Annotated in this window: 19 protein-coding genes; 11 read left to right on the top strand and 8 right to left on the bottom strand. The window is 45.3% G+C overall.

The features are described from left to right. The first annotated feature begins 288 nt into the window (after positions 1 to 288). Both H4O21_RS11260 and H4O21_RS11255 read left to right on the top strand, forming a co-directional pair. A complete protein-coding gene (locus tag H4O21_RS11260) occupies positions 289 to 2,310 on the top strand; it encodes a methyl-accepting chemotaxis protein (RefSeq protein ID WP_182808966.1) in 2,022 nt (673 codons plus the stop codon). Positions 2,311 to 2,847: 537 nt separating this feature from the next. Beyond that, positions 2,848 to 4,023: an MBL fold metallo-hydrolase gene (locus H4O21_RS11255; RefSeq protein ID WP_182808965.1), complete on the top strand. Its 1,176-nt coding sequence runs from the start codon at positions 2,848 to 2,850 to the stop codon at positions 4,021 to 4,023. 12 nt (positions 4,024 to 4,035) lie between these two features. On the opposite strand, the gene H4O21_RS11250 is transcribed toward H4O21_RS11255, so the two are convergent. Beyond that, positions 4,036 to 5,040 (bottom strand): AraC family transcriptional regulator, encoded by a 1,005-nt coding sequence (locus H4O21_RS11250; RefSeq protein WP_182808964.1) that lies wholly within the window; start codon positions 5,038 to 5,040, stop codon positions 4,036 to 4,038. 208 nt (positions 5,041 to 5,248) lie between these two features. Here H4O21_RS11250 and H4O21_RS11245 point away from each other — a divergent pair, with 208 nt between their 5' ends. The 6 genes from H4O21_RS11245 (at position 5,249) to H4O21_RS11220 (ending at position 12,995) form a co-directional block, all read left to right on the top strand. Beyond that, positions 5,249 to 5,731 carry a hypothetical protein gene (locus H4O21_RS11245; protein ID WP_182808963.1) on the top strand — a complete coding sequence of 161 codons (483 nt, stop codon included), beginning with the start codon at positions 5,249 to 5,251 and terminating at the stop codon, positions 5,729 to 5,731. A gap of 271 nt (positions 5,732 to 6,002) precedes the next feature. Then, positions 6,003 to 6,623, top strand: coding sequence for a MarC family protein (locus H4O21_RS11240; RefSeq protein ID WP_182808962.1), 621 nt, complete (start codon positions 6,003 to 6,005; stop codon positions 6,621 to 6,623). A 667-nt stretch (positions 6,624 to 7,290) separates the two neighbouring features. Next, positions 7,291 to 8,301: an FAD:protein FMN transferase gene (locus tag H4O21_RS11235; protein WP_182808961.1), complete on the top strand. Its 1,011-nt coding sequence runs from the start codon at positions 7,291 to 7,293 to the stop codon at positions 8,299 to 8,301. 241 nt (positions 8,302 to 8,542) lie between these two features. Then, the gene (gene aptA, locus H4O21_RS11230; protein WP_368737545.1) at positions 8,543 to 9,886 is read left to right on the top strand and encodes an omega-aminotransferase AptA; all 1,344 of its coding nucleotides are present in this window, start codon (positions 8,543 to 8,545) and stop codon (positions 9,884 to 9,886) included. Positions 9,887 to 9,983: 97 nt separating this feature from the next. Continuing rightward, on the top strand, positions 9,984 to 11,474 hold the full coding sequence (locus H4O21_RS11225) for a CoA-acylating methylmalonate-semialdehyde dehydrogenase (protein WP_182808960.1): 1,491 nt from the start codon (positions 9,984 to 9,986) through the stop codon (positions 11,472 to 11,474). Between the two features lie 576 nt (positions 11,475 to 12,050). After that, the gene (locus H4O21_RS11220; protein ID WP_182808959.1) at positions 12,051 to 12,995 is read left to right on the top strand and encodes a hypothetical protein; all 945 of its coding nucleotides are present in this window, start codon (positions 12,051 to 12,053) and stop codon (positions 12,993 to 12,995) included. Between the two features lie 249 nt (positions 12,996 to 13,244). Here the strand turns inward: H4O21_RS11220 and H4O21_RS11215 are convergent, their stop codons facing one another. Beyond that, positions 13,245 to 13,541 (bottom strand): hypothetical protein, encoded by a 297-nt coding sequence (locus H4O21_RS11215; RefSeq protein WP_182808958.1) that lies wholly within the window; start codon positions 13,539 to 13,541, stop codon positions 13,245 to 13,247. Between the two features lie 430 nt (positions 13,542 to 13,971). On the opposite strand from H4O21_RS11215, the gene H4O21_RS11210 reads away from it, so the two are divergent. Further along, the gene (locus tag H4O21_RS11210) at positions 13,972 to 14,508 is read left to right on the top strand and encodes a GNAT family N-acetyltransferase (RefSeq protein ID WP_255487267.1); all 537 of its coding nucleotides are present in this window, start codon (positions 13,972 to 13,974) and stop codon (positions 14,506 to 14,508) included. 216 nt (positions 14,509 to 14,724) lie between these two features. On the opposite strand, the gene H4O21_RS11205 is transcribed toward H4O21_RS11210, so the two are convergent. Both H4O21_RS11205 and H4O21_RS11200 read right to left on the bottom strand, forming a co-directional pair. Further along, positions 14,725 to 15,864 (bottom strand): ligand-gated ion channel, encoded by a 1,140-nt coding sequence (locus H4O21_RS11205; protein ID WP_220495624.1) that lies wholly within the window; start codon positions 15,862 to 15,864, stop codon positions 14,725 to 14,727. A gap of 223 nt (positions 15,865 to 16,087) precedes the next feature. Then, positions 16,088 to 17,122 (bottom strand): transposase, encoded by a 1,035-nt coding sequence (locus H4O21_RS11200; RefSeq protein ID WP_220495623.1) that lies wholly within the window; start codon positions 17,120 to 17,122, stop codon positions 16,088 to 16,090. Between the two features lie 210 nt (positions 17,123 to 17,332). Here H4O21_RS11200 and H4O21_RS11195 point away from each other — a divergent pair, with 210 nt between their 5' ends. Both H4O21_RS11195 and H4O21_RS11190 read left to right on the top strand, forming a co-directional pair. Then, positions 17,333 to 17,554, top strand: a complete 222-nt coding sequence (locus tag H4O21_RS11195; protein WP_182808957.1) for a TA system antitoxin ParD family protein — start codon at positions 17,333 to 17,335, stop codon at positions 17,552 to 17,554. Further along, entirely contained in the window at positions 17,547 to 17,837 is a 291-nt protein-coding gene (locus H4O21_RS11190) for a type II toxin-antitoxin system RelE/ParE family toxin (RefSeq protein WP_182808956.1), read from the top strand. The genes H4O21_RS11195 and H4O21_RS11190 overlap by 8 nt, the downstream gene beginning before the upstream one ends. Positions 17,838 to 17,932: 95 nt before the next feature. Here the strand turns inward: H4O21_RS11190 and H4O21_RS11185 are convergent, their stop codons facing one another. From H4O21_RS11185 to H4O21_RS11170, 4 genes are all read right to left on the bottom strand, one after another. Beyond that, complete coding sequence (locus H4O21_RS11185) at positions 17,933 to 18,922, bottom strand: hypothetical protein (RefSeq protein ID WP_182808955.1); 990 nt, start codon at positions 18,920 to 18,922, stop codon at positions 17,933 to 17,935. Positions 18,923 to 19,370: 448 nt separating this feature from the next. After that, positions 19,371 to 20,471 (bottom strand): reverse transcriptase domain-containing protein, encoded by a 1,101-nt coding sequence (locus H4O21_RS11180; RefSeq protein ID WP_182808954.1) that lies wholly within the window; start codon positions 20,469 to 20,471, stop codon positions 19,371 to 19,373. Positions 20,472 to 20,546: 75 nt separating this feature from the next. Continuing rightward, positions 20,547 to 21,128, bottom strand: a complete 582-nt coding sequence (locus H4O21_RS11175; protein ID WP_220495622.1) for an eCIS core domain-containing protein — start codon at positions 21,126 to 21,128, stop codon at positions 20,547 to 20,549. A gap of 228 nt (positions 21,129 to 21,356) precedes the next feature. Then, positions 21,357 to 24,317: a tetraspanin family protein gene (locus H4O21_RS11170; RefSeq protein WP_182808953.1), complete on the bottom strand. Its 2,961-nt coding sequence runs from the start codon at positions 24,315 to 24,317 to the stop codon at positions 21,357 to 21,359.

Genomic DNA, 24,317 nt, shown 5'->3' with positions numbered 1-24,317 from the left:
TATGTTCTCCGGCCTTTTCTTACTTTACCGACTCACCTCAACAGAGCATTCTTCTCTGTCCACCTGACAATTCAGGCCTGTATGGCCAGGTTTATTGTCCGAATATGTTAATGATATGACTGGCTTTGCAATTGCAGGCAGGATCAAATCCGGCAAGACTAAAGTCGCAAAAATGACGTGGTAAATCACGGGCTCCCCCACCCTGGATTAACACCAGAAATGATGCTGAAACCCTGACCAGGTTGTCAGCTATCCCCTGAACTCCAAAAACAATTACAGGGCTTTCGTATGTTCAGTATCTTACTTTCACCAGCTATAGGGCTGATGAATCGGATGAGCTATTTCTACAAGTTTGTCCTGATCAATGTGCTGTTTCTCCTGCCATTGCTCTGGCTGGCCTGGATTCAGCTGGCAAGTCTGTCAGCACAACAGAATGATACCCGGCGTGCTCTGCAAGGCATTCAGACACTGCGCACCAGCATTCAGCTGACTGTTGCTGCTGCAGATATCAGAGACATGCAATTCATTCAGGGAAACGAACAAATTTTGCAGGCGCAGATAAAGCCTCAGAAACAACGCTACCTGCAGCTGCTGGATCAACTGAGCCAGGCACCGGATAAAAAAACAGATCATAGCCAGGCTTTACAGAGCATTCAGCAACTCAGATCTCTGGTTAATACCGAGCACTCTTTCCAGAGTACCAGCATCAATATTGTATTTAATAAGTACCACCAGCTGGTTGCGGGTAGCTGGAATCTGATTCGGGAACTCAGTCAGCAATCCGGTTTATCCAGGGATAGCAGTAAAGCCAACTTTCAGTTGATGAAGCTAATTCTGGATCAGATGGAACCGGTACTGAAGCATCAGGGGCAACTCAGAGGTTATTCTACCCTGGTGATACGCAACAACAGTATCAACTCATCCATGATCGGTGCGATGAACCGCCTGTTGGATGAACTGATCAGTGATCAGGAAAACCTGAACAGTATCGCCTCTCCTATTCTGTCTTCCCGTACGATGTATGACCCTATTCTGATTCAGACTTTAAGTGCTTTGCCAGAACAGATAGAAAAGGCCACTGCCCGCTATGAAAATGACCTCTTGCTGGAAGAAAACCTAGACCATGACTGGCAGGCTTATTTTAAACAGGAGTCTGCGGCCCATAATGCCGCCTATCAGTTTATCCATCAGGCTATCGGCTTCGTTGAACAGAATCTTCAGGACCGTTTTGATGAACAGAATCAGTATTTTTATCTGGTACTGATTGGCGTACTGGCAACTATCTTTATTACCAACTATCTGATGCTTGGCTTTAATGTATCGGTACGTCAGGGGCTGGAGGAAATTCTGACCGCAACAGAACAAGTGGCAGAGGGCGATCTGACTTGCAAAGTAGAATTATCCAGCCGTGATGAACTGGGGCAATTTGCAGAAGAGTTCAACAGTATGACCCGCCGAATGCGCTCACTGCTCAGCACTGTCAATCAGACTGCCGGGTCTGTTGCCGGTCAGGCACAAACCGTCAGCCAGATTGCGGCTAATAGCCGACGTTCAGCAGATGAACAGCATCGCCAGATTGAGCAGATCGTTAACTCTTTTAATGAGATGGTCAACAGCGCTCAGGAAATCGCCGGACAAACCCAGACCGCATCCCAACAATCCAGAGAAGTGGGTCAGCAAAGTAGCCTGGGGCAACAAAAAGTTCAGAGTACCCTGAGTGACATTAACCAGCTTAATGCCGAGATCGAGGAATCGGTTAGTGTGGTCAATCAGCTGGAAAAAGACAGCGACAATATTACTCAGGTACTGGATGTCATCAAAGGTGTCGCCGAGCAAACCAACCTGCTGGCTTTGAACGCTGCGATTGAAGCTGCCAGGGCAGGAGAACAGGGACGAGGCTTTGCGGTAGTAGCCGACGAAGTGCGGACACTGGCTCAACGTACCCAGAACTCTGCCTCGGAAATAGAGCAGATGATTATGCGTCTGCAGGAAGGAGTAAGCAGTGCTGTACAGGCAATGAATCTGAGTCAGAAAAAAGCACTGCAAACCGTCAAGAACTCCTCTGCAGTCTCTGATACCCTGGAACATATTTCTCAGCTGATCGATCAGATTGCAGATTTTAATTGTCAGATTGCTTCAGCCAGTGAAGCACAGACCATGGTATCAAATCAGATTGAACAGACGCTGCACGGTATTCATCAGTCTGCCAGTGATACGGCACAGGGTGCCTGTGCCACCGTTGATGCCTGCCAGCATATGATGCAACAAACCACTGAACTGCAAAGTAAGGTCAGCAGCTTCCGCACCTGATAACAACAGACGGACTGTAACCATATAAGAAAAGCTTCTGTGCTGAATAAGGCCCGGAAGCTTTTTCTGCCTGTACAATATTGCATGTTATGCAACCCTATATGCTTGCGGCCCGATAGGCTATCGCTATTCTGGAAAGCAGATCCTGGCGCTGATCAAACGCCAGATAACACTTGCTCTCATCAACAGCCTCGCGCATTGATAATAATGACTGCCACAGTGTTTTTTTATCTTTTCAGATCAGTCCCCCTGAATCAGTACAGCCTGTTTATTTTTTTCCACCCATTTCAAAAATGTCCGAATAGATCAATTATTTTCTGATTTTATTATTTTTCCTGACTACCCGGTCTGACAAACTAATCGTAAAACAGGGTCAGGCATCGTTATGCTGCGCTCATAAAAGAGCCAAAAGCTAAGCCCTTTATATCCGAAAAAATTATTTTTTATTTTAAAACAGATAGTTAAACAACATTATTTAAAACCAGCCAATCAGAATAATCATGATAAACGGCGACTACAAAGGCTAAGGGCGACCCGATGACATCAGACACCTTATCATCGCCAGAAAATAAAGAGCGAAATATGACCGAAAATGCCATGCAAGAGCGATCGGCAGAAATAGCTGAAGGGCAGATTACTACAGCACATTTTAAGGTGCCTTTACCAGGTGAGCTGATCTGCATCGCACCCGGCATTTTCTGGTTGCGTATGCCACTGCCATTTAAGCTGGACCATATCAATCTGTATCTGCTGAAAGAAGAGGATGGCTGGACGCTGATTGACTGTGGTCTGGCCAATGACGAAAGCCAGACACTCTGGCAGACACTGGAGCAAGAGTACTTTGCCGATTTACCAGTAAAACGTATCATCGCCACCCATGCACATGTTGATCACATGTCTGCAGGCGGGCAACTGTGTCAGCGCTGGAACGCACCTCTGTATATAACAGAAGGTGAACTGAAACATCTGAACCTGCAAACGGATACTCAAACGCTGCAAAGCAGTTATCTGGCAATGCTGACGGCCAGTAATATTCCTGAAAAAGAAGCGAACAGCCTGAGCCAGATGGGCAGTCAGCTGGGCCACATGTTCTCTGAACTGACAGCACCTATTTTCTTTATGCAGGATGGCGACCACCTGACAATAGGAGATTACAGCTGGCAAGTTATTGTGGCAGAAGGACATTGTATCGCTCATGCCAGCCTCTACTGCCAACAAGCAGGTATTCTGATTTCCGGTGATCAGGTACTGCCTGGTATCAGCTCAAATGTCAGTGTTCGCAGTGATGATCCGGAAGGTAATCCTCTGCAACACTGGCTGAATTCATTGCAACGTCTGAAATCGCTGCCTGCTGATATACTGATTCTCCCCGCCCATGAAATGCCTTTTTATGGTCTGCATGAGCGATTAAATCAACTGGAAAAAGATCATCATAAATCGTTGCAACAGCTCCGAACCGCTCTGGATCATCAGGCATTGAACGGCGAGCAAAATCAGGATTACAGCGTGCTGGATCTGGTAAAAGTACTGTACCCCAGAGCATTATCTCCTTTTGAGACAGTACTGGCTTGCGGAGAGTGTCTGGCGCATCTGCATTATCTGAGAGACGATGGTTTTCTGGAAAAAACAACGGATACATCAGGGATATGGCGATTTACCAGAGCCAGCCTGGCTTCAGTTAACCCGTCGGATAAAAACACTGTGACAGGCTAACCAGTCATAAAATCACGACTGGCGATAAACCGCCGGAGGAACGCCTGTCCATTGTTTGAACGCTCGGGTAAACGCTGCAGGCTCTGAAAACCCCAGTCGTCGGGAAATTTCCGCTACAGGAATTCCCGGCTGACTCAGATAGTGAATGGCTGCATCCCGGCGTATTCCGTCTTTTAATTGCTGAAAACTGGTTTTTTCTTCCGTTAATTTACGTCGCAAAGTACGGGAAGTCACATTCAGCTCAGCAGCAATCTGCTCCATATTCAATGATACAAAGCCTTCATCTTTTTCAAGACAACGAACCACCTTACGGGTAAACACCGGGTAATATGCCTGACGTTTGAACCAATTCAGCGGGCTGCTCTGCAGATAAGCCAGTAAGGTTTGTTTAGTCTGCACCACAGGTGCCTGAAGATATTTACGATCCAGCACCAGGCGATTAACTGGTTGGTTATAGCGGATCGGACAAGGATAAATTAAGCGGTATTCGCTACTATGCTCTGGCTCCGGGTAAGTGAACCAGATCTCCTTCAGCTGAATTTTCTGGCCTATCAGCCAGCTGGGAAAACGATGCCACAACATCATTAACAGCTCACATAACGCATGATCCATATCCTGTTCCGGAGAAGTCAGGCGCATATCAAAATAAGCATCCTCACCATGTACTTCCAGTGACAATGTCAAAGCATCCGCGATCAGATTATAGAACCGGGTAATATGATATAACGCTGACTTCAGGCTTTTACAGTTAATGGCCTGACGAGCCATCAACGAGAAAACACCATAACGACAAGGCCTGCTACCCAGCCCCAGAAATTCATCATCCATTCTCTGCCAGGCTAACAGAATCAGACGACTGAACTGCTCGGGCGTCACTCTTAACTGGGGTAACTGCAACAGTTCCGGGTTCATCCCGGCATCCAGCATTGCCTGCCGGGCGTCAATATCCGACTGTTCCATAGCTCTGACCAGTGTCTGAACAAAATGTACCGAAATAGAATGATGTTCGATACTCATAATGGCCACCAAAAAAATCATACGTTCGTATTAAACACAGAGTAAAACAGATGGTGATGGAGTGAGCAACTGGCACATGTTATTAAGACAAACACTCTGAACGAGCAACTTTCATCTTTTTACCACTTAATATGATCTGGTCATAGCTCAGTTTGAACAGTATGCTCAGATAACGACGCACCCGCCATATCCAGAAAGGAAGCATGATATGTCTGATGGACTCACTACGGCTGCAGCAGTGTTATTAGCCGCTATTCTCTCACCCTTCGTCAAAGTATACGATGTATTATCGGGTACAGAGGCTGCAGAAAAAGCAGAAATTGAGCGGCGCACAGCTCTGTTTCATCCTCTTTATGAATCAAGAATAGCTGAGCTAAAAAAACGGGATCCAACCCAGGATGCCAGACATGTATTTAAGAAAGAAATTCTTTTTATTCCGGCAGAGCGAGAAGGAACAAGTTATCCAGGCATAACATGGCAGCAAACAGATTATCAGATACCCTCAGATAACTCCGATCGTTTAGCTGAAAACCCGTACATCCGGCCCTATATGTTTGCACTGTATCCAGTCAATGAGGAACCCTTAGGGGAAAAGCCTTATCACCATGTTAAATACACTATACTTGTTACAGATTATAAGTCTTCATTTAACAGGGAGATGTATAAGCTTGTTTTCCCGAATACACACTGACAGAGAAACAAGCAGTGACCGATCATCTCTGACGACCGGTCCTGCAAACTGAACAGCGTTGTATTGAATTATTCATAAATACAGGCATTCAAAATTCAAGATAACTCTGTTAGAGTGCGCTGCTCCGGTGGGTTGGATACACAAAGACCTGATACATTCTGCCTGATGGTTTGATTTACCAGTCTGGTTTAACCGGCTTTCTTTCCCGTTGATCCGGCCTCTCGAATCAATGCTTTTTTCAGACAATTAATTATTTTTCCTGAGTATAAACATGGACTTACTTGTTTATCTGAATGCTCTGACAGGATTGTTTGTGATCATTGATCCTATTGGCGCAGCAATTATTTTCCACTCTCTGGTACCTGTCGGAGATAAACGCCACAGAAGAGTAATGGCTATTAAAGCCATGCTGATTACGACAGTGTTACTGATTATTTTTGGTAACTTTGGCGAGGCATTTCTGGCCAAACTGGGTATCAGCATTGAAGCACTCAGAATATCTGGTGGCCTGCTGCTGTTTTACACCGCATTTAATATGATCACTCAGGATCAGGAGTATCAGGTTACCACCGAGAAAAAAGATATTTCGGTGTTCCCGATGTCCATCCCTCTGACAGCAGGGCCAGGCTCCCTGACTCTGGCAATTCTGATGTTTTCCGATGTGAATAATGTGACAGAAGAAATTTCGGTGATTCTGGCAATTCTCACCATTACCGTGCTGACACTGGTACTGATGCTGCTGTCCGGTTTTGTGAAAGTGCTGATCGGACGAACGGGTGACGAGATTCTGCGTCGATTCCTGGGAGTGATTCTGGCAGCACTGGCTATTCAGTTTATCTATGATGGTATTGTGCAAATGGTTGCCAGTGCCTCGCAAACTCTGGGAAGCTAACATCAGATAAAAAGCAGAGAGACATAATCTGTATCCTTATTCCGATAAGTGCCTGCACAGAAGTTTTCCGATATTTATACCCTTTGCTTCTCCGGCCACTGGCCGGAGAAGCAAGAAGTATTTATGTTGAGGTGCTTACCTATACTACGAATCTGGATCAGGGCATCGTTAAGAACCACGTTAATAACAATGTTCAGCATTACTTTAATAACAGCGAGAAAGCGACAGTATCATCAGTACACCACTGAGTATTAATAGCCCATTGGCAATATGCCGGAATGCCCGTTTACTGATTTTCTTCAGTATTGCTTTCCGGCTTTATATTATCCAGAGTAGCAATGCAGGTCAGACCACTCATATGAGCCCTCTTTCACATATACCTTTAAGCATGTGTTAATTAACGGGAAAATGAACTCTGCCGAAAGATGGTATTATGATGTTTCTATTTTATACGGTACATCTGTAGTACATGGCGATTTTTATAGCCTTCGCCAGCAATCAACATCAGTTCAGGCAAGAAGCCGATATATTCCTCTGCTGTCATCCGGAGAATATAAGAACACGGTTATTTCAGCGGTACACAACGGTGAGTATTACAATCGTCATGCTGATCGTTGGTTATTAACTCTGACACTACTATCATGTACGGTCAGCGCGGGGAAATATTATGCAGACCACACCCTTAACGTTCACTCCGAAAGAAAATCCTTGTGAACATCCAGCAGCAGAGCTATCCCGTCCGGCAGACTATTTTCTGCTGCAATTTCAGGCTATGGGCGGCAACTGTGAATTAATGATCGATCTGCCTGACAGTGAAACCGGACTGGCAGAACAGCTGTCCCGGTTAGTAGTCTGTGAGACCTGGCGCATTGAGTTTAAGTACAGCCGTTATCAAAAAGATAACTGGCATGATCATCTGCATAAAAACAGGGGGCAGTGGATTGATCTGGACAAGGAAAGTGCTCGTCTACTGGCCTTTGCGGATCAGGGCTGGCAGCTGTCTGATGGCCTGTTCGATATTACGTCAGGTGTTTTGCGTAAAGCCTGGCAATTTGATGGCAGTGACAGTATCCCCGATCATGACGAAATATCACCACTGTTGTCCTTTATTGGCTGGCAGAGAGTATTGCTCAGCCCGGCAGAGGAACGACCGGATGGCACGGTGAAACCGGCGCGTATTCATCTGCCAGAAGATACCGAGCTGGATCTTGGCGGTATCGGAAAAGAATATGCCGTTGACCGGGTACTGGGGCTCGCCATGCAGTATCTGCAGGAAGAAGTACCGGATAAACCATGTTCATTACTGATCAACCTGGATGGTGATATTGCCTGTTCGGGACCGCGTATTCGTGCAGACGATCAGCCTGCAGAAGGCTGGAAAGTCGCCATTGCATCTATGGAAAAAGATAATCGGGACATGACATTACTGAATATGGAGGGTGGTGCTCTGGCCTCATCCGGTGACAACCAGCGTTACCTGCTGAAAGAAGGCAAGCGTTATGGTCATCTGCTGAATCCTAAAACCGGCTGGCCAGTGGAAAATGCCGCGCGCTCTGTCACTGTAGCAGCCCCTACCTGTACCCAGAGTGGTCTGATTGCCAGCCTGGCATTACTGCAAGGAGAAAAAGCCGAAGAATTTTTGCAACGAACCGGTCTGAAATACTGGATTGAGTATTGATGCAAGCCTTTTTTCAGTAGATGTTTTCTCTGCCTTATCCGGGCCGCAAGGCCCTTTCCGGCTGCTTACGTCTTGTTTTTCATTCTGTTTTTTCTGCCTGAATTCTGATCCTTCTTTGTAAAACCAAAAGGTAAGCAATTGTTTAACTTTAATTAAATAAGTACGAATTTATTAAACTTAGCTTCACTTCCACAATAGAGCCATCAAATGAGTTCAATGTCGCTCCATTCAGAGGTGGCCCGTGGAAAACAAAAACACTAACAACCCGGCAGGTCTGACCCAGGCTCAGCTGGACGCTTACTGGATGCCTTACACCGGCAATCGTCAGTTTAAAAAAGATCCTCGCATCATAGTATCTGCAGAAGGTAACTATTATACCGATGCCGATGGTCGCAAAATTTTTGATGGTCTGTCAGGTCTGTGGACCTGTGGTGCAGGCCACAGTCGCCCTGAGATTGCAGATGCGATCAGCCGTCAGGTACGTGAGCTGGATTACGCTCCGGCGTTCCAGTTTGGTCACCCTAAAGCATTTGAGCTGGCCCAGAAAATTACCGAGTTTATGCCTGAAGGTATGAATCGTGTTTTCTTCACCGGCTCCGGTTCTGAGTCTGTTGAAACCGCACTGAAAATTTCCCGTGCTTACTGGCGTAAAAAAGGTCAGGCCAGCAAAACTCGCCTGATCGGTCGTGCCAAGGGGTATCACGGTGTTAACTTTGGTGGTTTCAGTGTTGGTGGTATTGGTGCTAACCGCGCTTTGTTCGGTCCTGGAGTAGAAGCAACACATCTGCCACACACCATGCTGCCAGAAAATCGTTTTGTTCAGGGACAGCCTGAAACCGGTGAACACCTGGCCAATGAACTGCTGGAACAGATTGCTCTGCATGATGCATCCAACATCGCCGCTGTGATTGTTGAGCCGATGTCTGGTTCTGCCGGTGTGATTCCACCACCAAAAGGTTATCTGAAACGTCTGCGTGAGATCTGTACTCAGCACAACATCCTGCTGATTTTTGATGAAGTAATCACGGCTTTCGGTCGCATGGGAGCCAATACCGGCGCTGAAGCTTTTGGTGTGGTACCGGATCTGATGACCACAGCGAAACAGCTGACCAATGGTGTCGTACCTATGGGTGCTGTTATCGCTAAGCAAGAGATCTACGATACGTTCATGGAAACCGGTGGCCCGGAATATATGATGGAGCTGCCACACGGTTATACCTATTCCGCTCACCCGGTTGCCTGTGCTGCAGGTCTGGCCTCACTGGAATTGCTGCAGAAAGATAACCTGATTGAGCGGGTACGTTCTATCTCGCCTCAGTTCCAGGAAATGCTACACAGCCTGAAAGGCACCCGTTACGTGAATGATATCCGTAACTTTGGTCTGGCTGGCGCACTGACGATTGAAGCGGCTCCGGGTGAACCGGCACTGCGTCCATTCCAGATTGCGATGAAGTGCTGGGAGAAAGGTTTCTATGTGCGCTATGGCGGCGACACTATTCAGCTGGGTCTGCCATTTACCACAGAGCCTGAAGAGATCGATCGACTGATCAATGCACTGGGCGACGCCATTAACGAACTGGATTAATCGATTTCTAAACCAGAGTACCGGGATATACCGGCACTCTGGCGGTATCCGATACAACACAGATTCAATACAACAACTACAGATAGAGATGCACACCATGACAATCGTTGGCCACCTGATTAACGGAGAAATCCGTGAAGACGCAGGACGTCTGCAAGATGTATTCAACCCGGCAACGGGCGAAGCCAGTAAGCAGGTTGCACTGGCAACTAAAGCCACAGTAGAAGAAGCGATTGCCGCTGCAGAAGCCGCTTATCCTGCATGGCGTAATACGCCAGTTGGTAAACGTGCTGCAGTGATGTTCCGCTTTAAAGCTCTGTTGGAACAGCATGCTGACACTATCTGCCGTATGATTGGTGAAGAACACGGTAAGATTGGTCACGATGCAGCAGGTGAACTGCAGCGTGGTATTGAAAACGTAGAATATGCTTGCGGTATTGCTGAGCTGCTGAAAGGTGAACACAGCCGTAACACAGGTCCAGGCATTGATTCCTGGAGCGAGTTCCAGCCTCTGGGTGTCGTAGCCGGTATTACACCGTTTAACTTCCCGGCGATGGTTCCGCTGTGGATGTACCCAATGGCGATTGCTTGCGGTAACACCTTTGTACTGAAGCCATCTGAGCGTGATCCATCCTCCACGATGTTTATCGCACAGCTGCTGAAAGAAGCAGGTCTGCCGGATGGAGTGATGAACGTAGTTAACGGTGATAAAGAAGCCGTTGATGTACTGCTGACGGATCAGCGTGTTAAAGCAGTGAGCTTTGTAGGTTCCACCCCAATTGCGGAATATATCTACAGCACAGCAAATGCCAATGGCAAGCGCTGTCAGGCACTGGGTGGTGCAAAGAACCACGCTATCGTTATGCCGGATGCGGATATGGATAACGCAGTAAATCAGCTGCTGGGTGCTGCCTTTGGTTCTTCTGGTGAGCGTTGTATGGCACTATCTGTAGCAGTTGCGGTTGGTGACCAGGCGGCAGATACACTGGTGGCTAAGCTGAAAGAAGCGATGAAGCCTCTGAAAGTAGGCGCTTATACTGACAGCTCCAATGACTTTGGTCCTGTGATTACTCGTGCTCATCAGGAGAAAGTTGTGGGGTATATCAACAGCGCTGAAGCCGATGGTGCCAGCGTAGTGGTTGATGGCCGTGATCCTCAGGTGGCGGGCTATGAAGATGGTTTCTTTGTTGGTGCAACACTGATCGACAACGTAACAACGGATATGGTCAGCTATCAGGAAGAGATTTTTGGTCCTGTACTGCAGGTTGTACGTGCGGATTCTATGGAAGCCGCTATGAAAATGATCAACGATCATGAGTACGGTAACGGCACCTGTATCTTCACCCGTGACGGTGAAGCCGCACGTTACTTCTCTGATCATATTGAAGTAGGCATGGTAGGTATCAACGTACCCCTGCCTGTACCTGTGTCTTACCACAGCTTTGGTGGCTGGAAACGCTCCCTGTTCGGTGACCTGCACGCTTATGGTCCGGATTCTGTACGTTTCTACACTAAACGTAAGACGATTACTCAGCGTTGGCCATCCAGTGGTGTACGTGAGGGCGTAAGCTTCTCCTTCCCAAGCTGATCGCTGTAAATGGTGCTACTAAGCACCGTATGGCAGAGGATTTTGCTCTGATCCTCTGCCTGCATTAATCTTGCACTCTTAGCACTAATTTTCCGGATCAGAAGGTCGCATACCCGGACCAGTTCACACTCTGCAAAGGCTTCTATCGAGCCTGTAACTGATATGCTGTCGATGATGATTCGGATGTTGCGGAATAACCTGCTTGCGGTTATTCCGCTTTTTTATGTCTGCTTGCTACTGAACATCTACTTGCGTCATTCAGCTTCCGGTATATCTGTACAGTTAATATGCCACCCTGGATATTTATGTCTCTTGTATTAAAGCAAGGCTTTTAGTTATAAGGCCTGCATAGATTTTAAAATTTATTCTCTTATACGTGATTGCGGCATTTAAAGTCGCCTGATATTTTTATACTATTTCAGGTTACGCGGATAAACTTTTACAAAATGTTTTTTATTGTTTCAAAACTATCAGGACAAATTAAATTCATACAAAACATAATATATTGATGGTATATTTGCGCGGGTAAAGGAACAGCCGAAAAGAATATATAAAATGGAAAACAAAGGAATCAATATGTCTTTATCTGATCACCTGTCCGAATATAGCATCACAATCTCCGAAGCACGTGACTTTATTGTTAGTAACATTGGTAATCCTGGAGAGATTTTATCTTTTGGGAGAAGTCATAACCTGACAGCACAGATGCTGGCAGATATTTACGGGGACCTCAATGCAGAACAGGTCCACAGTTATTTTGATGACGCAGGCCTGGACTATGACTCAGTCTATAACACTGCCAACAAGTTAATACTATCTGAAACACATAGTGAGATAATTGCTAGTACAAATGATAAGTCTGATATGTACTCGATTGAACTGCAAGCTGATCAGGCTTACATGATAACATTAGAAAGTGATGACATCGAAGCTCTGAATCTTATAATATCCCATAAGTGGGGTATGTATCCAATAGAACATGAAGTCATTAACGATGGAGCTATTCAAATAGAATTCACTCCTAATGTCACTTCAACTTACCATTTAAACGTAAGTTCAGAAAACTACATTATTGACAACGGTTGGGTAGTCAATACTGGCGACTATTCTTTAAATATATCTGAAAGTACTGTAGAAGATAATACTGGTAATCGGGCTGAAACTGCAATCAGTATGCAGGTAGGAGAATCTCTGGAAGGCGTTATAGAAACAGGCGGTGATCAGGACTGGATTGCTGTAGATTTACAGCTAGGCTCAGTATATGCTATCAGTCTTAGTGGTGATCTGACAGAGTTAAAATCCGCTATGACAGTCAATGGAGAGTGGAGAGATTCCATTTCAATGACTCTGTATGGTGGTACTAGCGACGTTCAATCAGCTAAGCAAGAGGATGGTGACCACTTGCTGGTATATACTCCACAGCAGACCGGAACCCATTATATTGCTATTGATCCTCAGGCTAATAGCGACACAGGTTCTTATCTGGTTGGTGTTGCAGACATCACACCTGACACACTATAAATTGTAATATTAATTGCAATGGCTAAGTGTAATATCAGTGATGATTTAAAACCATCTCTGATATAGAAGACTACAGGCAATAAAGTGGGCATCGCTGTATGTTACGCGACACCTTACTTTACTGCCTGCTCTATCCTATCCTTTATAATACTGAGTCTATATTGATAAAAATCCTGGGGTATACTGGTTATCGATATAAACATCATTCTGCAACCTTGCAAGTTCCGCTATACAGGCTATTGGTCTGGTTTACAGAATAGCTTCTTTAGATACAGATACCGGTTCTACATCATGAAATGCCACTTCTTCAAAAGCATAAGAAATATTATTTGAATCCGTCAGCAAAGTTTCTTTAGAGCTAATAGCAGGTTCAACGGCTTTCAGTACAATAACATCGTTACTGATTGTTGAGCTGCCACTCAGATTAGCTTCCTGAGAATAAGCTGCAGGTTCAATTGCTGCAAAAGGATTAGATTGAGTATCGGCCATTGCCTGAGTTGAAATAGCTGCGACAGATGCGATAACCAGTTTAGTAAAAGTATTCATAATGTATTCCTCGTAATGAGTAAGTCGTGACTTGATGTTGCGTATATTAATCTTACTGTTTTTTTTAGGTAGCCCTGTGATTGTTACTTGTGTGTTAACCCAGAGTTAAAAGCAGCAATCGATCTGCTCTTATAATCAAAAGTAAGGATTCGGATAACGAGGAAAACGATACGTATACCTGGATGCAGAGAGCAAAAGGTGTCGTCAGCTCAGGGTAATCAGGCAAAACAGTGCACGGCAGAAAAACAGAGCAGAGCCTCAGGAGCAAAACCACTTGCAAAAACGAGTCTGTCACAGAATAAGATAATGAACATATAACATCTTCAGCAGTCACACAGTGAGGCTATTCAGATTGAGTTGCTGAAGCTTTGAGAAAACAGGCTTGAAAACACCGTAGGCAGAATGTTTGTCCAAACCATAGAGGATTTTGATGATGACCACCAATGATCATCCAGAACAGATCAACCGTAATCATTCTGAAACCAGCACAGATATGACCGGGCTGGAATATGTGTCATTTGAAGAGATCGCCCCGACAGATTTTTTGCCCATACTGAATAAATCGTCAACCCGGACACACCTGATAGCCCATGAGGTATTTGATCTCGAAAGTGTCAATGCATGGATGCAAGGTAAAATAGCTGTTGATGCAATGCCAGGATGTCAGGTCAGGGCAATTCGGATTGATCATCAGCTGGTTGGGTGGTGCGGTATACAGCTTGAGAACGATCAGTATGAGATCGCCATAATTATTGATGATGCTCATTGGGGCCTGGGGAAAACTGTGTTTCGTGATCTTATGAGCTGGGCAAAGGCATTCGGGCACAACACGGTGTTTATTCACTTTCTGCACACCCGGCCAGAATATAAGTTTCTGCGCAAATTATCAAAAAATGTCAGCCAGAATGAATTTATGGGTCATCAGTTTACCAGCTATGAATTGGCCGTTTCTGCTTCTTCCCGTTAAAGAATAAAATGTCAGTCAGGGATAAATACAGGCACTCAGGTCAATTAAGAGGCAATAGGGAAATTTCAGAGCATGTCGCATAAAGGGGTATGCTCTGATACAGCAACATATCAACAACATATAAAGTGATAAATCGTGAATCTGTTGACCAGATCCACGATCTGTGAAAAGCATTATATTTTTGCACTCCGATAAATTACAGTCTGGATCACAAAGCTACATAACGTACCAGGTAACGGCAATGAGTGTACTCAGAACAAAAGGCCAGTATGCTACCTTAGGAATAATATTGTCATTATAAGAGATAATATTTCCCCAGATGTTCGACCGGATTGAAAAAAGATATGTATTTGCAGTGGCTGTAACCAGTAGTCCATACATAATGATGTAGAAATACTCTATATAAACGATCCCCTCACCACCAAACTGTTCACGCAATTGAATATGAGCAAGCATAACGACAAAGAACAATGCAGAACTAGCACCGATAAAACCTGAAGTATTAAATCCAAATCTATTTGATAACTCATCATTACTACTGACTGTCAGCAAGGCTGCAAACAGAAGCGCCGACACAAGAAACAAAGGGAGCAAGTAAATAATAAATGCGTTTTCAAACTTACGTTTTACTACAAAGTTATAATAAAGCTCTGGAAAATCAGTCTGTCCAGTATAATTCGCTATACCAAAATTAGTATCATAACTGGATAGTTTATAATCAAAAAAGGTGTTCTGCCGCTCCCAGGTTCCCAGCACAATGCTTTCTGCAATACCGAAAGTATCCGACGGTCCGGTTGATTTATAGGCATTAAAATCAGGGACTAATACTACGTTCTGAGAAAAGCTTTCAGGCCAGATGCGTACCCATACTGTCTTATGGTCAAATGGATATTTGGAATAATCGAACGGCTGACGTAATGTTGCTTCAAAATACCAACCAATGACCTCTTCATCGCCATTGCGGATGCGATAAGCTTCACGAGGTTGAATATCACTGCCAGAGTTGACTTGCTCCGGGAGTATAAAACCTACATCAGAAGGTCCCGGCTTAATATTATCGTGTACCCCATCTTTGTAGGTCTGCCAGATATAACCTGACAGATTCACTTCAGTTGAGTTAAAAAACTTCAGTGACTGTATGAACAGACCCGTTTTAATTTTAATCATAGGTCCGTTTTTGGTGGCGTCCACCTGGCTTTCCCAGTGCTCCTGCAAATAAGTATTTGCAGACTCTTCATCAGTTAACTGAGAAGGTTCAATATAATACTGGTTCATTTGTGACCACATGTTCACTAGTATTATAGCCAACAAGATGGACACAATGGCTGATATTCGCCATAAGGTTGCTGTTTTCAACGTGTAAACTCCTTTTACTCAGTTATGATTTCATTTATTTGTTATGACCGTAATTTAAATATCATAACCTTCATATTTATAGGCAAGAGCTGTATCAAAAGCCCTCAGACTCAGCTACATTATGATAGTTATAATACAAAAACACGAACTTATCAGTATCAAGCTATTACAGATGAAGTCATTTAATTACTATTGGTAGTAAAAGTACATCCACTATGACATGTTATGAGATGTAATCTGAAAAACACATCCGATCAATTGCCAGTAATGCTCTGTTCTTAGTAAAAAAATAAACAGCTGGCACTTTGCCCTGAATGCAGCAACAGCCATTATTGCTAGCGTATCGACTCATCCTGTCTTGTCGCCCTAAAGCGCGATTAAGAGGAAATCCTGAGGGCCGCATAGCGACCATCCAGGCATCCGGAGCAATATTTAATCTCTCCAGAATAGGCGGTATCGCAGCACCAATGGCATCGCGTTTATCCTGACGACAGCAACGACCGCTCCAATCCACCAGCTCAAGATAATCGGCATAATCAAAAGCAATACAACGATGACTATCCGCTTGTCTGGCAGAAAAGCCTTTTAAAACCGGATGATCCTGATTATTCCGTTCGGAATGATATTCTCGTATCCGTTGCTGTACCGAAGTAAAATCGGACTCTTCCGGGCAGCTTGCCATCACCGCACGCACCGGATTAAGATCAACGTATGCCATACACGTCAGCAAGCCCGCTTCATCCAACAGAGCCTGACACTTAAACCGACTTTCCCAGAAATGACCCTTGCACTGATCTTCGGCATTGGCTCTTCTGGCAATGTACTCATTCAGACACTTCATAAACCAGCTGATATCCGCCAGGCGCTCACGCCATAACGCGATAATCTCAGCCACCTTTTTATACTCTGCCTGAGTTTTGCACTCGCCTCTGATATAACGATGCACCAGCATGGGACCGGTAAATAAACGCATCCAGCGTTCAATCACCTCATCATCAGACCAGGCTTCAACCTCAGGCTGATTAATATAAAGCACCAGATGGTAGTGATTCGACATAATGGCATAAGCACAGATATCAATGGCAAATATCTGATCTAACAGGGTTAATCGCTCCAGAACCCATTGTCGACGATGATCATAAGAACGCCCGGTGAAACGATCTTCACCACAAAGAAATGCACGACGAACACAGCGGGAAATACAATGATAGTAAGCCGTATCAGCCAGGCTGATTTGCTCTTTGCGAGCGCGGGTCATAACAAGCCTCCTTGCCAGTAGTCAGACTCTTCCTTAGTCCGTTAATAAAGTGTAGAAGATTGATTGCGACATTACTAATGGTCAATTTTTTCTTAAAAATCAAAGAGATAATTTTGCCTGTCCTTTTTCTTTTTTTTTCTTTTTTTGCAAATTGCTGCCCCTGTGGCAAATTGCTACACTACCTGAAATAACGCATAGGAGATTTATAAAATGGCAACATCAAGTATAAGACTCGATAAAGAGCTGGTAGACAGAGCTTCTATTATGGCGGAAGCACTTAATCGGACAACGCCAAAGCAAATTGAACACTGGGCTAAAATTGGCGAAATAATGGAGGATAACCCTGACTTACCTTATGAGTTTGTAAAGCAGGCTATTATTGCAAAAGCTGAAAAAGAAGCTGGAAAATTAGAGGCTTACGAGTTTGGCTAAAATCACTCAGGTATTACAAACTGCTTCATTCAAAAAATCGGTTAAGAAACTGCACAGCAATCAAAAATCAGATCTTGATGCTGCGGTGAAGGAGCTTATTCAGAACCCGTTGTTGGGAGAAAAAAAGAAAGGTGATCTGGCATTTCTGAGGGTATATAAGTTCAAGATGGTGAAGCAGCTGACTCTCCTGGGTTATAGTTACGAAGATGGTACTATCACCCTTGAACTTATTACTCTTGGTTCTCATGAAAACTTCTATCGTGATGTAAAAAACTTGATTTAATCTTTCCTCCAAAAGTCCTGTTAATTCTGATCCGCCCGACTTTTTCCTTTTAAATCAAGAGAAAAGTTTGCAGGTCTTTTTTCTCCTTTCTTTATCTACATAGAAGGTCCTGCATGCCAAACCTTAATTTTGTTTACTGAGGTCTTTAAGTTATCAGAATATTCTATCTCTCCGACCACCGACATTAAACCACCTAAAGGGATAGAAAATTCATCAGATGTTGCATTTATCTTGGTTATACTAAAATCATGGAGTCCAAGACGCTGACGAATTAGCGCATTCAGGTCCCTGTCGTTCCGTGCAATAGCTTTCCTATCGCTATAGTGTTTCCGTGCACCTAACGCATTTAGTTTACCAATCAGTTCAATTTTCTTGACGAGGTTGAGTTTTGCAACCTCTGTTTTTCTATTTGACAAAGCGTCAATTCTTTTTTGTTGTGCACCGTCATCAGGTAAAAGATTTCCCGCCGAAACAAGTCGAGCGAAAAAAAGCTCTTTCATATTAGGATGTTCGTATAGTTGATAGTTCACTTTAGTCCCTCTGTTAAAGTTTACTCCAGTTTCGTTTTTTATTTTTAACTTTTTCCCTTCATGGGAGACAAAGAAAGCGGTGTCGTAATCTATCAAGCCCGTAAATGTCTCCTCGCTTTCTTTAGCATCTCCTAGGTCTTCTTCCCTCTTCCCTTCGACACGTTTTTCTCCTTTATTTTCTTCTCCCAATAAAGTGAATACTTGGCTTTGGTCGTCATCACCTTCCCCTGACCTATTTTTTACAGCTTGTATGGTTTCTGATGTTTTTTTAAAGCCGTACTTATTTACGAGGTAATAGATAGTATAAACCCCAATACCTATAGTTGTAGCCATCGCTATAAGGGTATTGTAATCCCACATCATCTGAACAGTAGAATTATTTTGTTTTGTAGAACAGTTTGATGAGCATTTTATTTGCGAGTTCGCAGCTTCTCCATTTTTTGTACGATTATCAACAAACCTAACACCTTGCCCCCCATTACTTTTCTTCTGAGCAACAGGATTAGCAAACACCCTACTTTTATTCTCTTCTGGCTTCTCTACTTGTGCATACATATTTCAAACCTTCAAAATTGGATTTTATTGATTGTTATAGGCTTTTCCTTCATTGCCTATCACAACTAAAATAGTCGAAGTCGACTTTATCCTGGCTATATATTTATTATTTAGTGTTCTTTTAATAGCCAATTTGGCTGATAAAAAACCCCTTATATATCCATCTCATCCAGTGGTGAACGAAGATTCTCAACCCCCTTCATCGTCATATGAGTATATATCCCTTTCGTTTTTGAGCTTGAGAGCCCAAGTAACGCTTGTATATAACGCAAGTCTGTCCCCTTTCTAATAAGTGAGTAGCAAAAGAATGAGTCTTTGAGTATGCAGTGAAGCTTTTTATTGATACCTGATGCGATCAATGCCCGTTAGAATATTGTTCTTATACTTACCGCTGAATATTCACCGCCGCCGCCCTCAAACAAATAACATTCAGGACAACAACCCTGCGCTAACATTCACCCACATACTTCCGATAAACCGCATCAATCGGCATCAACCTCAACAACCGCTGTCCCATATCACTACCCAGCGCTTCACTTATCACCTTGCCAAGATCAATACTCACACCACTTCTAACCCACACCAGCCAATGTTTCACATACTCTGCAATGCGATCCCAGCTTGCACCCTGCTCATAAAGCCGCAAAAGTTTGCTCACATGATTAGCCCAGGTTTTCCAGGCCAGAGACACATTCCGCTCTGTACCCGGCGTTATCCTGTACCCCAGAAAATCAAACCCTTCCTCCCGTATTCGCCCGATATATGTCTTATAAGGATGCTTACACTGCTTAACCGCATCCAGGCACTGATTCATAATCCGAACCACCTGCCGCAACTGACGCCGTGTTTTACACAAAATGACCCAGTCATCCATAAAGCGAAAATACTTCAACCCTCGCCGGGCACAAAACTCACCCAACTGACGATCCATCACCAACAAATAAATGGCCCCTAACAAAGGCGACAACGCACACCCTTTACTTAACCCACGAAAAACCGGGAACAAAGCCCCATCCACACTATCAACCCGCTGCAACAAACGCTCTATCAACGCCAGCACCCGGCCATCATCACCCAGCTTAATCAACAAAGGCGCTAACTGCCGTAGCAACACACCATGATCAATACTGTCGTAATAAGAATCCACATCAGACCGACAGACAAAACGATACTGATCCACGCACCCTTTCAACTGAGACACACACGCTTTAGCCCCACGGCCCTGCAAGTGATAACAACACGGGCTTAATTCATCCCGACTCAGTACACGGGTTAACGCTTTAAGCACCAGCGCATCTTCTGCACACCACAGGCTGACTCGTTCACCCTGCACCACCACAGACCGACAAGGAGAAAAGTTATATTCTCCCTGCGACAACCGCTGACAAATCTCATCACGCTTAACTGGCCAGTAAAAACGTAAATGCCAGATATCCTGATTATGATGATCACCCTGTCGCTGCTGGCACAGTTGGTTCCAGGCTGTCGAAATCACCGCCTTATCCGTCACTTGATCCATCAAGGCGATGCCCCGTCGACTAATCATCATCCTTAACCCCTGAATCACTCACGTGTTCAGCCCTGCACCCCGTCTTTATCGGTACCTCTTATCACTGCTGCCGTCTTACCCACCCAGACTCAGCGCCTTATTCCCCATCGCGGTCGCTTCATTTTCTAAGCCCGGATTATCATTCACTGCCATACCACCTACAGTGGTTGTTGCCTGAACCCGGCCCTGAGCCTGCTGTACCACATGCCCCAGTTCATGAGGCAGGTGCCTCTCCTGACCACTGGCCAGATGAATATCACTGCCCTGAGCATAGGCATGGGCCTGTACCGCTGCTGGTTTTGACGAGTTATAGTGCACCCGGACGTGATCCAGACTCATACCCGACAAACTCTCCATGCCTGATTTCAGATTATCCGGCAATCCTGTTTTATTGGGTTGGCGTTGTAGTAAGTCAGTTTGCAACTGCGCCGCTGCCGTAGGGTATTGCTTAAGCTGCAATATCCGCTGTAATAAACCCGAGCTTTCCCCGCTCTCAGCGCTAACGCCGCCCCCGGAACTGACACCGCCCCCAACACGCTGATCTTTTAACTGCAGGCTAATGCCTGTATTGCTACTGTGTTTTCGTCGCTGAACGGCGTGGGCGGCAGCGCGAATACTGTCATCTTGCTGTGTCTGCTGATTAAGCTGATTGGTCATAACGATTCCCTTTCAATAGCATGAAGCAGCGCACTATAGCGGCCTCTGCCCCATAACATGTGTCTCACAGGACTTATCCTGTTGACTCTGTTCATTGATACCAGTGCTCTGCCCCAGTGCTGTTTTCCTTTAATATTCCTGCTGTTGCTTCCACTTCTTTCACTGTGGCCTGCTCTCTGCTTCTATAGCAGATCTTTTGCCTTTCCTGCTTCAGGCCTGGTCGGGCCATTACGGATAACGCCCTTCCCGGCTTTTATGCAGCTGAATAATCGCACCTGTAATCAGCAGCACCAGGATAAAAATAAAGAAGATCAGCGGCTGGCGTTCCCGCCAGTAAGGATCACAGTTAAACACCAGCATAATAAACACCGACAGCACCACGATAAAAATGGCAAAGTACCATGATTTAACCAGGCTTCTCAGGCGGTAAAACCACAGGGTACTGATGACACAGGCCACCACTGTAATAAAAAGCAGAAACAGCAGGGCGCGCAGTGTCCAGCGTTGCGGGCATAAGATATCGCAAGTGCTTGTTGCTACTTGACTTATAAGGCCTGGTATCCCTTCGGCTTCCTCTTTGGGGAAATAGGCATTACTGATGATGGTGTAATCGCTTGTAATTAACGGTAATGTCCAATAGGCTGCGCCAGAAAAGCTCCAGCGGCTGTAGCCGACCAACTCGTTCAGTAAGGCATGGGTGTTTTTATTGTCCTGCGTTAACAGAATGGGCACCATTTTACTGAATAACCAGGCCATCTCATCCTGAGATTGCTGACTGAGAAAGCGCCGGAAATCCCGGATCAGATCCAGTTCATTATTGCGGGTAATACCCTCACCAGGGTTGGCACCACTATTTTGCGAAGTATCGTCGGCTTGAGAAGCACCGCCATTTTTCGAGTCAGAGGTATCACCTTCAATGTCCGATATGCCTTGTACACGGAAGGCCTGATCATTCTGATCCGGCTGGTCCGCCACCAGAATAAACAGATTGATATAAGGCGCGATGCTACGCAGGTTACTCAGCGTAAAAAAGCCCTGACCGGCAATCAGTTGACTGACCGGCACCATAATATTCAGGAAGTATTCATCCTGATTATTTGCCTTAACTTTTTCCCCCATACTGCGCTGTTTATCATTGGCGGACAGTTTTTGTTTCAGTTCGGTGATAAAGGTCTTAAAGGCTTCCTGTTCACTTTTGCTGTTCATCTGGCTTAAATCAAGATCCAGAGTAACGCCATCAGCCATAGTCCGCATTGGGCTGAAACCAAAAGACATCACTGGTTTAGCCCGGTTAATCCAATAATTGTCCAGCGGCACTTTGACCGTGCTAACAATGCGATTGATCAGTCCTTCGCCATAGAAATTGTTAATACTGGCTTGCTGGCCCGAATCAGATGCCCCTGATCCTCGGATTCCTTTAACCGGAGCATTGTCTGTATAATTACGTGGACTGGTAACCACCAGATCCACCTTAACTTTGTGCTTATGGGCTTTATAAATGAAGTCAGCATAAGGTCTGGTTTTCTGCCAGTTCTGTGGTAGTTTCAGCTCAGCAACCGGATTACCCTGATCGTTAATTTCAGGCACAATGGCGGCAGAGAAGTACCCGATACGACTGAGCTGACTGAAGTCGATCCCTTCCCCGTCTTCCAGAACCGTCCAGTAGGGATAAAATCCATAAAAGAAGTTACGATTACCATTGGTCTGAAACTGGTTGTCAGAACAGCCGCAACCTTCTGTGGCCTGCCAGACCATAGGTCGGGCATTATTTAACGGTACGCCCAGTTTAAACGCCTGCTCAGCGATACTATGGCGCATCGCTTGACTCAGATAACTTAACCCGGCCAGTTTCAGGGCAACATTCAGTTGATATTGTTGCGCAAAGACCTGATCCTGAAGGACTTTCAGTTGTTTCAGGGTCTTTTTATCCAGGCTGACGATCCCCAGATCCAACAACAATTGCCGGACGCTGTTCTGGGTCATGGAATAAACCGATGCCGCCTCTGGCGCAGCCAGCGATTCACTGGTCTGGGTGCTGTTTGCCGTTTGAGTATGGCTTTGTGTTTTCTGTTCTTCACCTTCACCTGTTGTGGTGGTCACGGTGGTGGTCGTTTCCGTCTTAGCTGTACCTGTGGTTCTGGTCTTTGCCTGTGGCTCTGCTGCGGGTTCGGCCTCAATCACCTGGTTTAACAGCAGTTCATACCGTTCAGTCAGCTGTTTCAGTATCGGCCGTACTGCATTGTTGGCTTCCAGGCGGCTGGTAAACTGCTGACCAATAAGACCATCCAGTTGTTTCAGAATGGCATTGCGTTCGGCCAGATAGGCCATGTCATCAACAGTCAGGCGATAGTAATAGGCAATATTGGGTTGTGCCGACGTCAGCTGATTTTGCTGATAACCGTCCAGCACCGGCTGGCTGCGCTCTGTTGACCAGTGCAACAGATTGTAGGGAGTAATACGTTCCCGCCAGAAGGGGTATAGCTGACTCAGTTCGGCAATCTGAGACAATGCTGTCAGAAGATCAATGATAAAAGCATCGGTATCCACCTGAGTATCCATACCAAATTCGCTGCAGAAATACGCCAGCCATTTTCCTGTGACAAAGCCAAAAATACCATCTGACAGATAATGGCCCGGCTTATTGCGATCTTGCAGATAGTCCAGATTATCCCGGTAGATAATTTCAATCTGTTGCTGCGTCAGCTGGCCAAAACGCCGGACCAGGGTAAAACCGGTTTCGTTAACGCGATCCAGTACCACCACACAGGCGGCATAGGCTTTACCCTGAAAAATACGGTTATCTGCCTGGCGCATGGGCTGATTGCCTGAATGGGCAAAACCTTGTCCAGAATGGGTGGAAATATACTTTCCTGCTACCGGGTGTTGATCTGTCAATGCCTGAGAATGCTTTGCCGCCTGGGCTTGCTCTGCCGTCAATGATTGCGCCTGTATTGAGACCGGTGCTTGTGCAGGGTTTAAAGGCGATGTTTGAGCCTGTGCCTGAGCGACACGACAGAACAGCGTGATGCTCAGCAGTATAAACAGACTCAGCCATAAACTATAACGCCTGAACTGACTTATGACGTCCCGAGGCGCTATGGCACCCTGGCAGTAGACAGAGTCATGGTTGCAAATCGAACCATCCCATTGCACCGAACTGTATCGAACAGAAAATCCCTGACTAAACAT

It is taken from the genome of Oceanospirillum sediminis, assembly GCF_014164585.1.
Classification (GTDB): Bacteria; Pseudomonadota; Gammaproteobacteria; order Pseudomonadales; family Halomonadaceae; genus Oceanospirillum; species Oceanospirillum sediminis.
The sequence above is the reverse complement of the archived record's forward strand: the minus strand, read 5'-3'. Positions and strand labels throughout refer to the sequence as shown.

Coding starts and splice junctions, on each gene's coding strand:
- H4O21_RS11260 (WP_182808966.1), top strand. CDS start 289: ATGTTCAGTATCTTACTTTCACCAGCTATAGGGCTGATGAATCGGATG.
- H4O21_RS11255 (WP_182808965.1), top strand. CDS start 2,848: ATGACATCAGACACCTTATCATCGCCAGAAAATAAAGAGCGAAATATG.
- H4O21_RS11250 (WP_182808964.1), bottom strand. CDS start 5,040: ATGAGTATCGAACATCATTCTATTTCGGTACATTTTGTTCAGACACTG.
- H4O21_RS11245 (WP_182808963.1), top strand. CDS start 5,249: ATGTCTGATGGACTCACTACGGCTGCAGCAGTGTTATTAGCCGCTATT.
- H4O21_RS11240 (WP_182808962.1), top strand. CDS start 6,003: ATGGACTTACTTGTTTATCTGAATGCTCTGACAGGATTGTTTGTGATC.
- H4O21_RS11235 (WP_182808961.1), top strand. CDS start 7,291: ATGCAGACCACACCCTTAACGTTCACTCCGAAAGAAAATCCTTGTGAA.
- H4O21_RS11225 (WP_182808960.1), top strand. CDS start 9,984: ATGACAATCGTTGGCCACCTGATTAACGGAGAAATCCGTGAAGACGCA.
- H4O21_RS11220 (WP_182808959.1), top strand. CDS start 12,051: ATGTCTTTATCTGATCACCTGTCCGAATATAGCATCACAATCTCCGAA.
- H4O21_RS11215 (WP_182808958.1), bottom strand. CDS start 13,541: ATGAATACTTTTACTAAACTGGTTATCGCATCTGTCGCAGCTATTTCA.
- H4O21_RS11210 (WP_255487267.1), top strand. CDS start 13,972: ATGATGACCACCAATGATCATCCAGAACAGATCAACCGTAATCATTCT.
- H4O21_RS11200 (WP_220495623.1), bottom strand. CDS start 17,122: ATGACCCGCGCTCGCAAAGAGCAAATCAGCCTGGCTGATACGGCTTAC.
- H4O21_RS11195 (WP_182808957.1), top strand. CDS start 17,333: ATGGCAACATCAAGTATAAGACTCGATAAAGAGCTGGTAGACAGAGCT.
- H4O21_RS11185 (WP_182808955.1), bottom strand. CDS start 18,922: ATGTATGCACAAGTAGAGAAGCCAGAAGAGAATAAAAGTAGGGTGTTT.
- H4O21_RS11180 (WP_182808954.1), bottom strand. CDS start 20,471: ATGATGATTAGTCGACGGGGCATCGCCTTGATGGATCAAGTGACGGAT.
- H4O21_RS11175 (WP_220495622.1), bottom strand. CDS start 21,128: ATGACCAATCAGCTTAATCAGCAGACACAGCAAGATGACAGTATTCGC.
- H4O21_RS11170 (WP_182808953.1), bottom strand. CDS start 24,317: ATGTTTAGTCAGGGATTTTCTGTTCGATACAGTTCGGTGCAATGGGAT.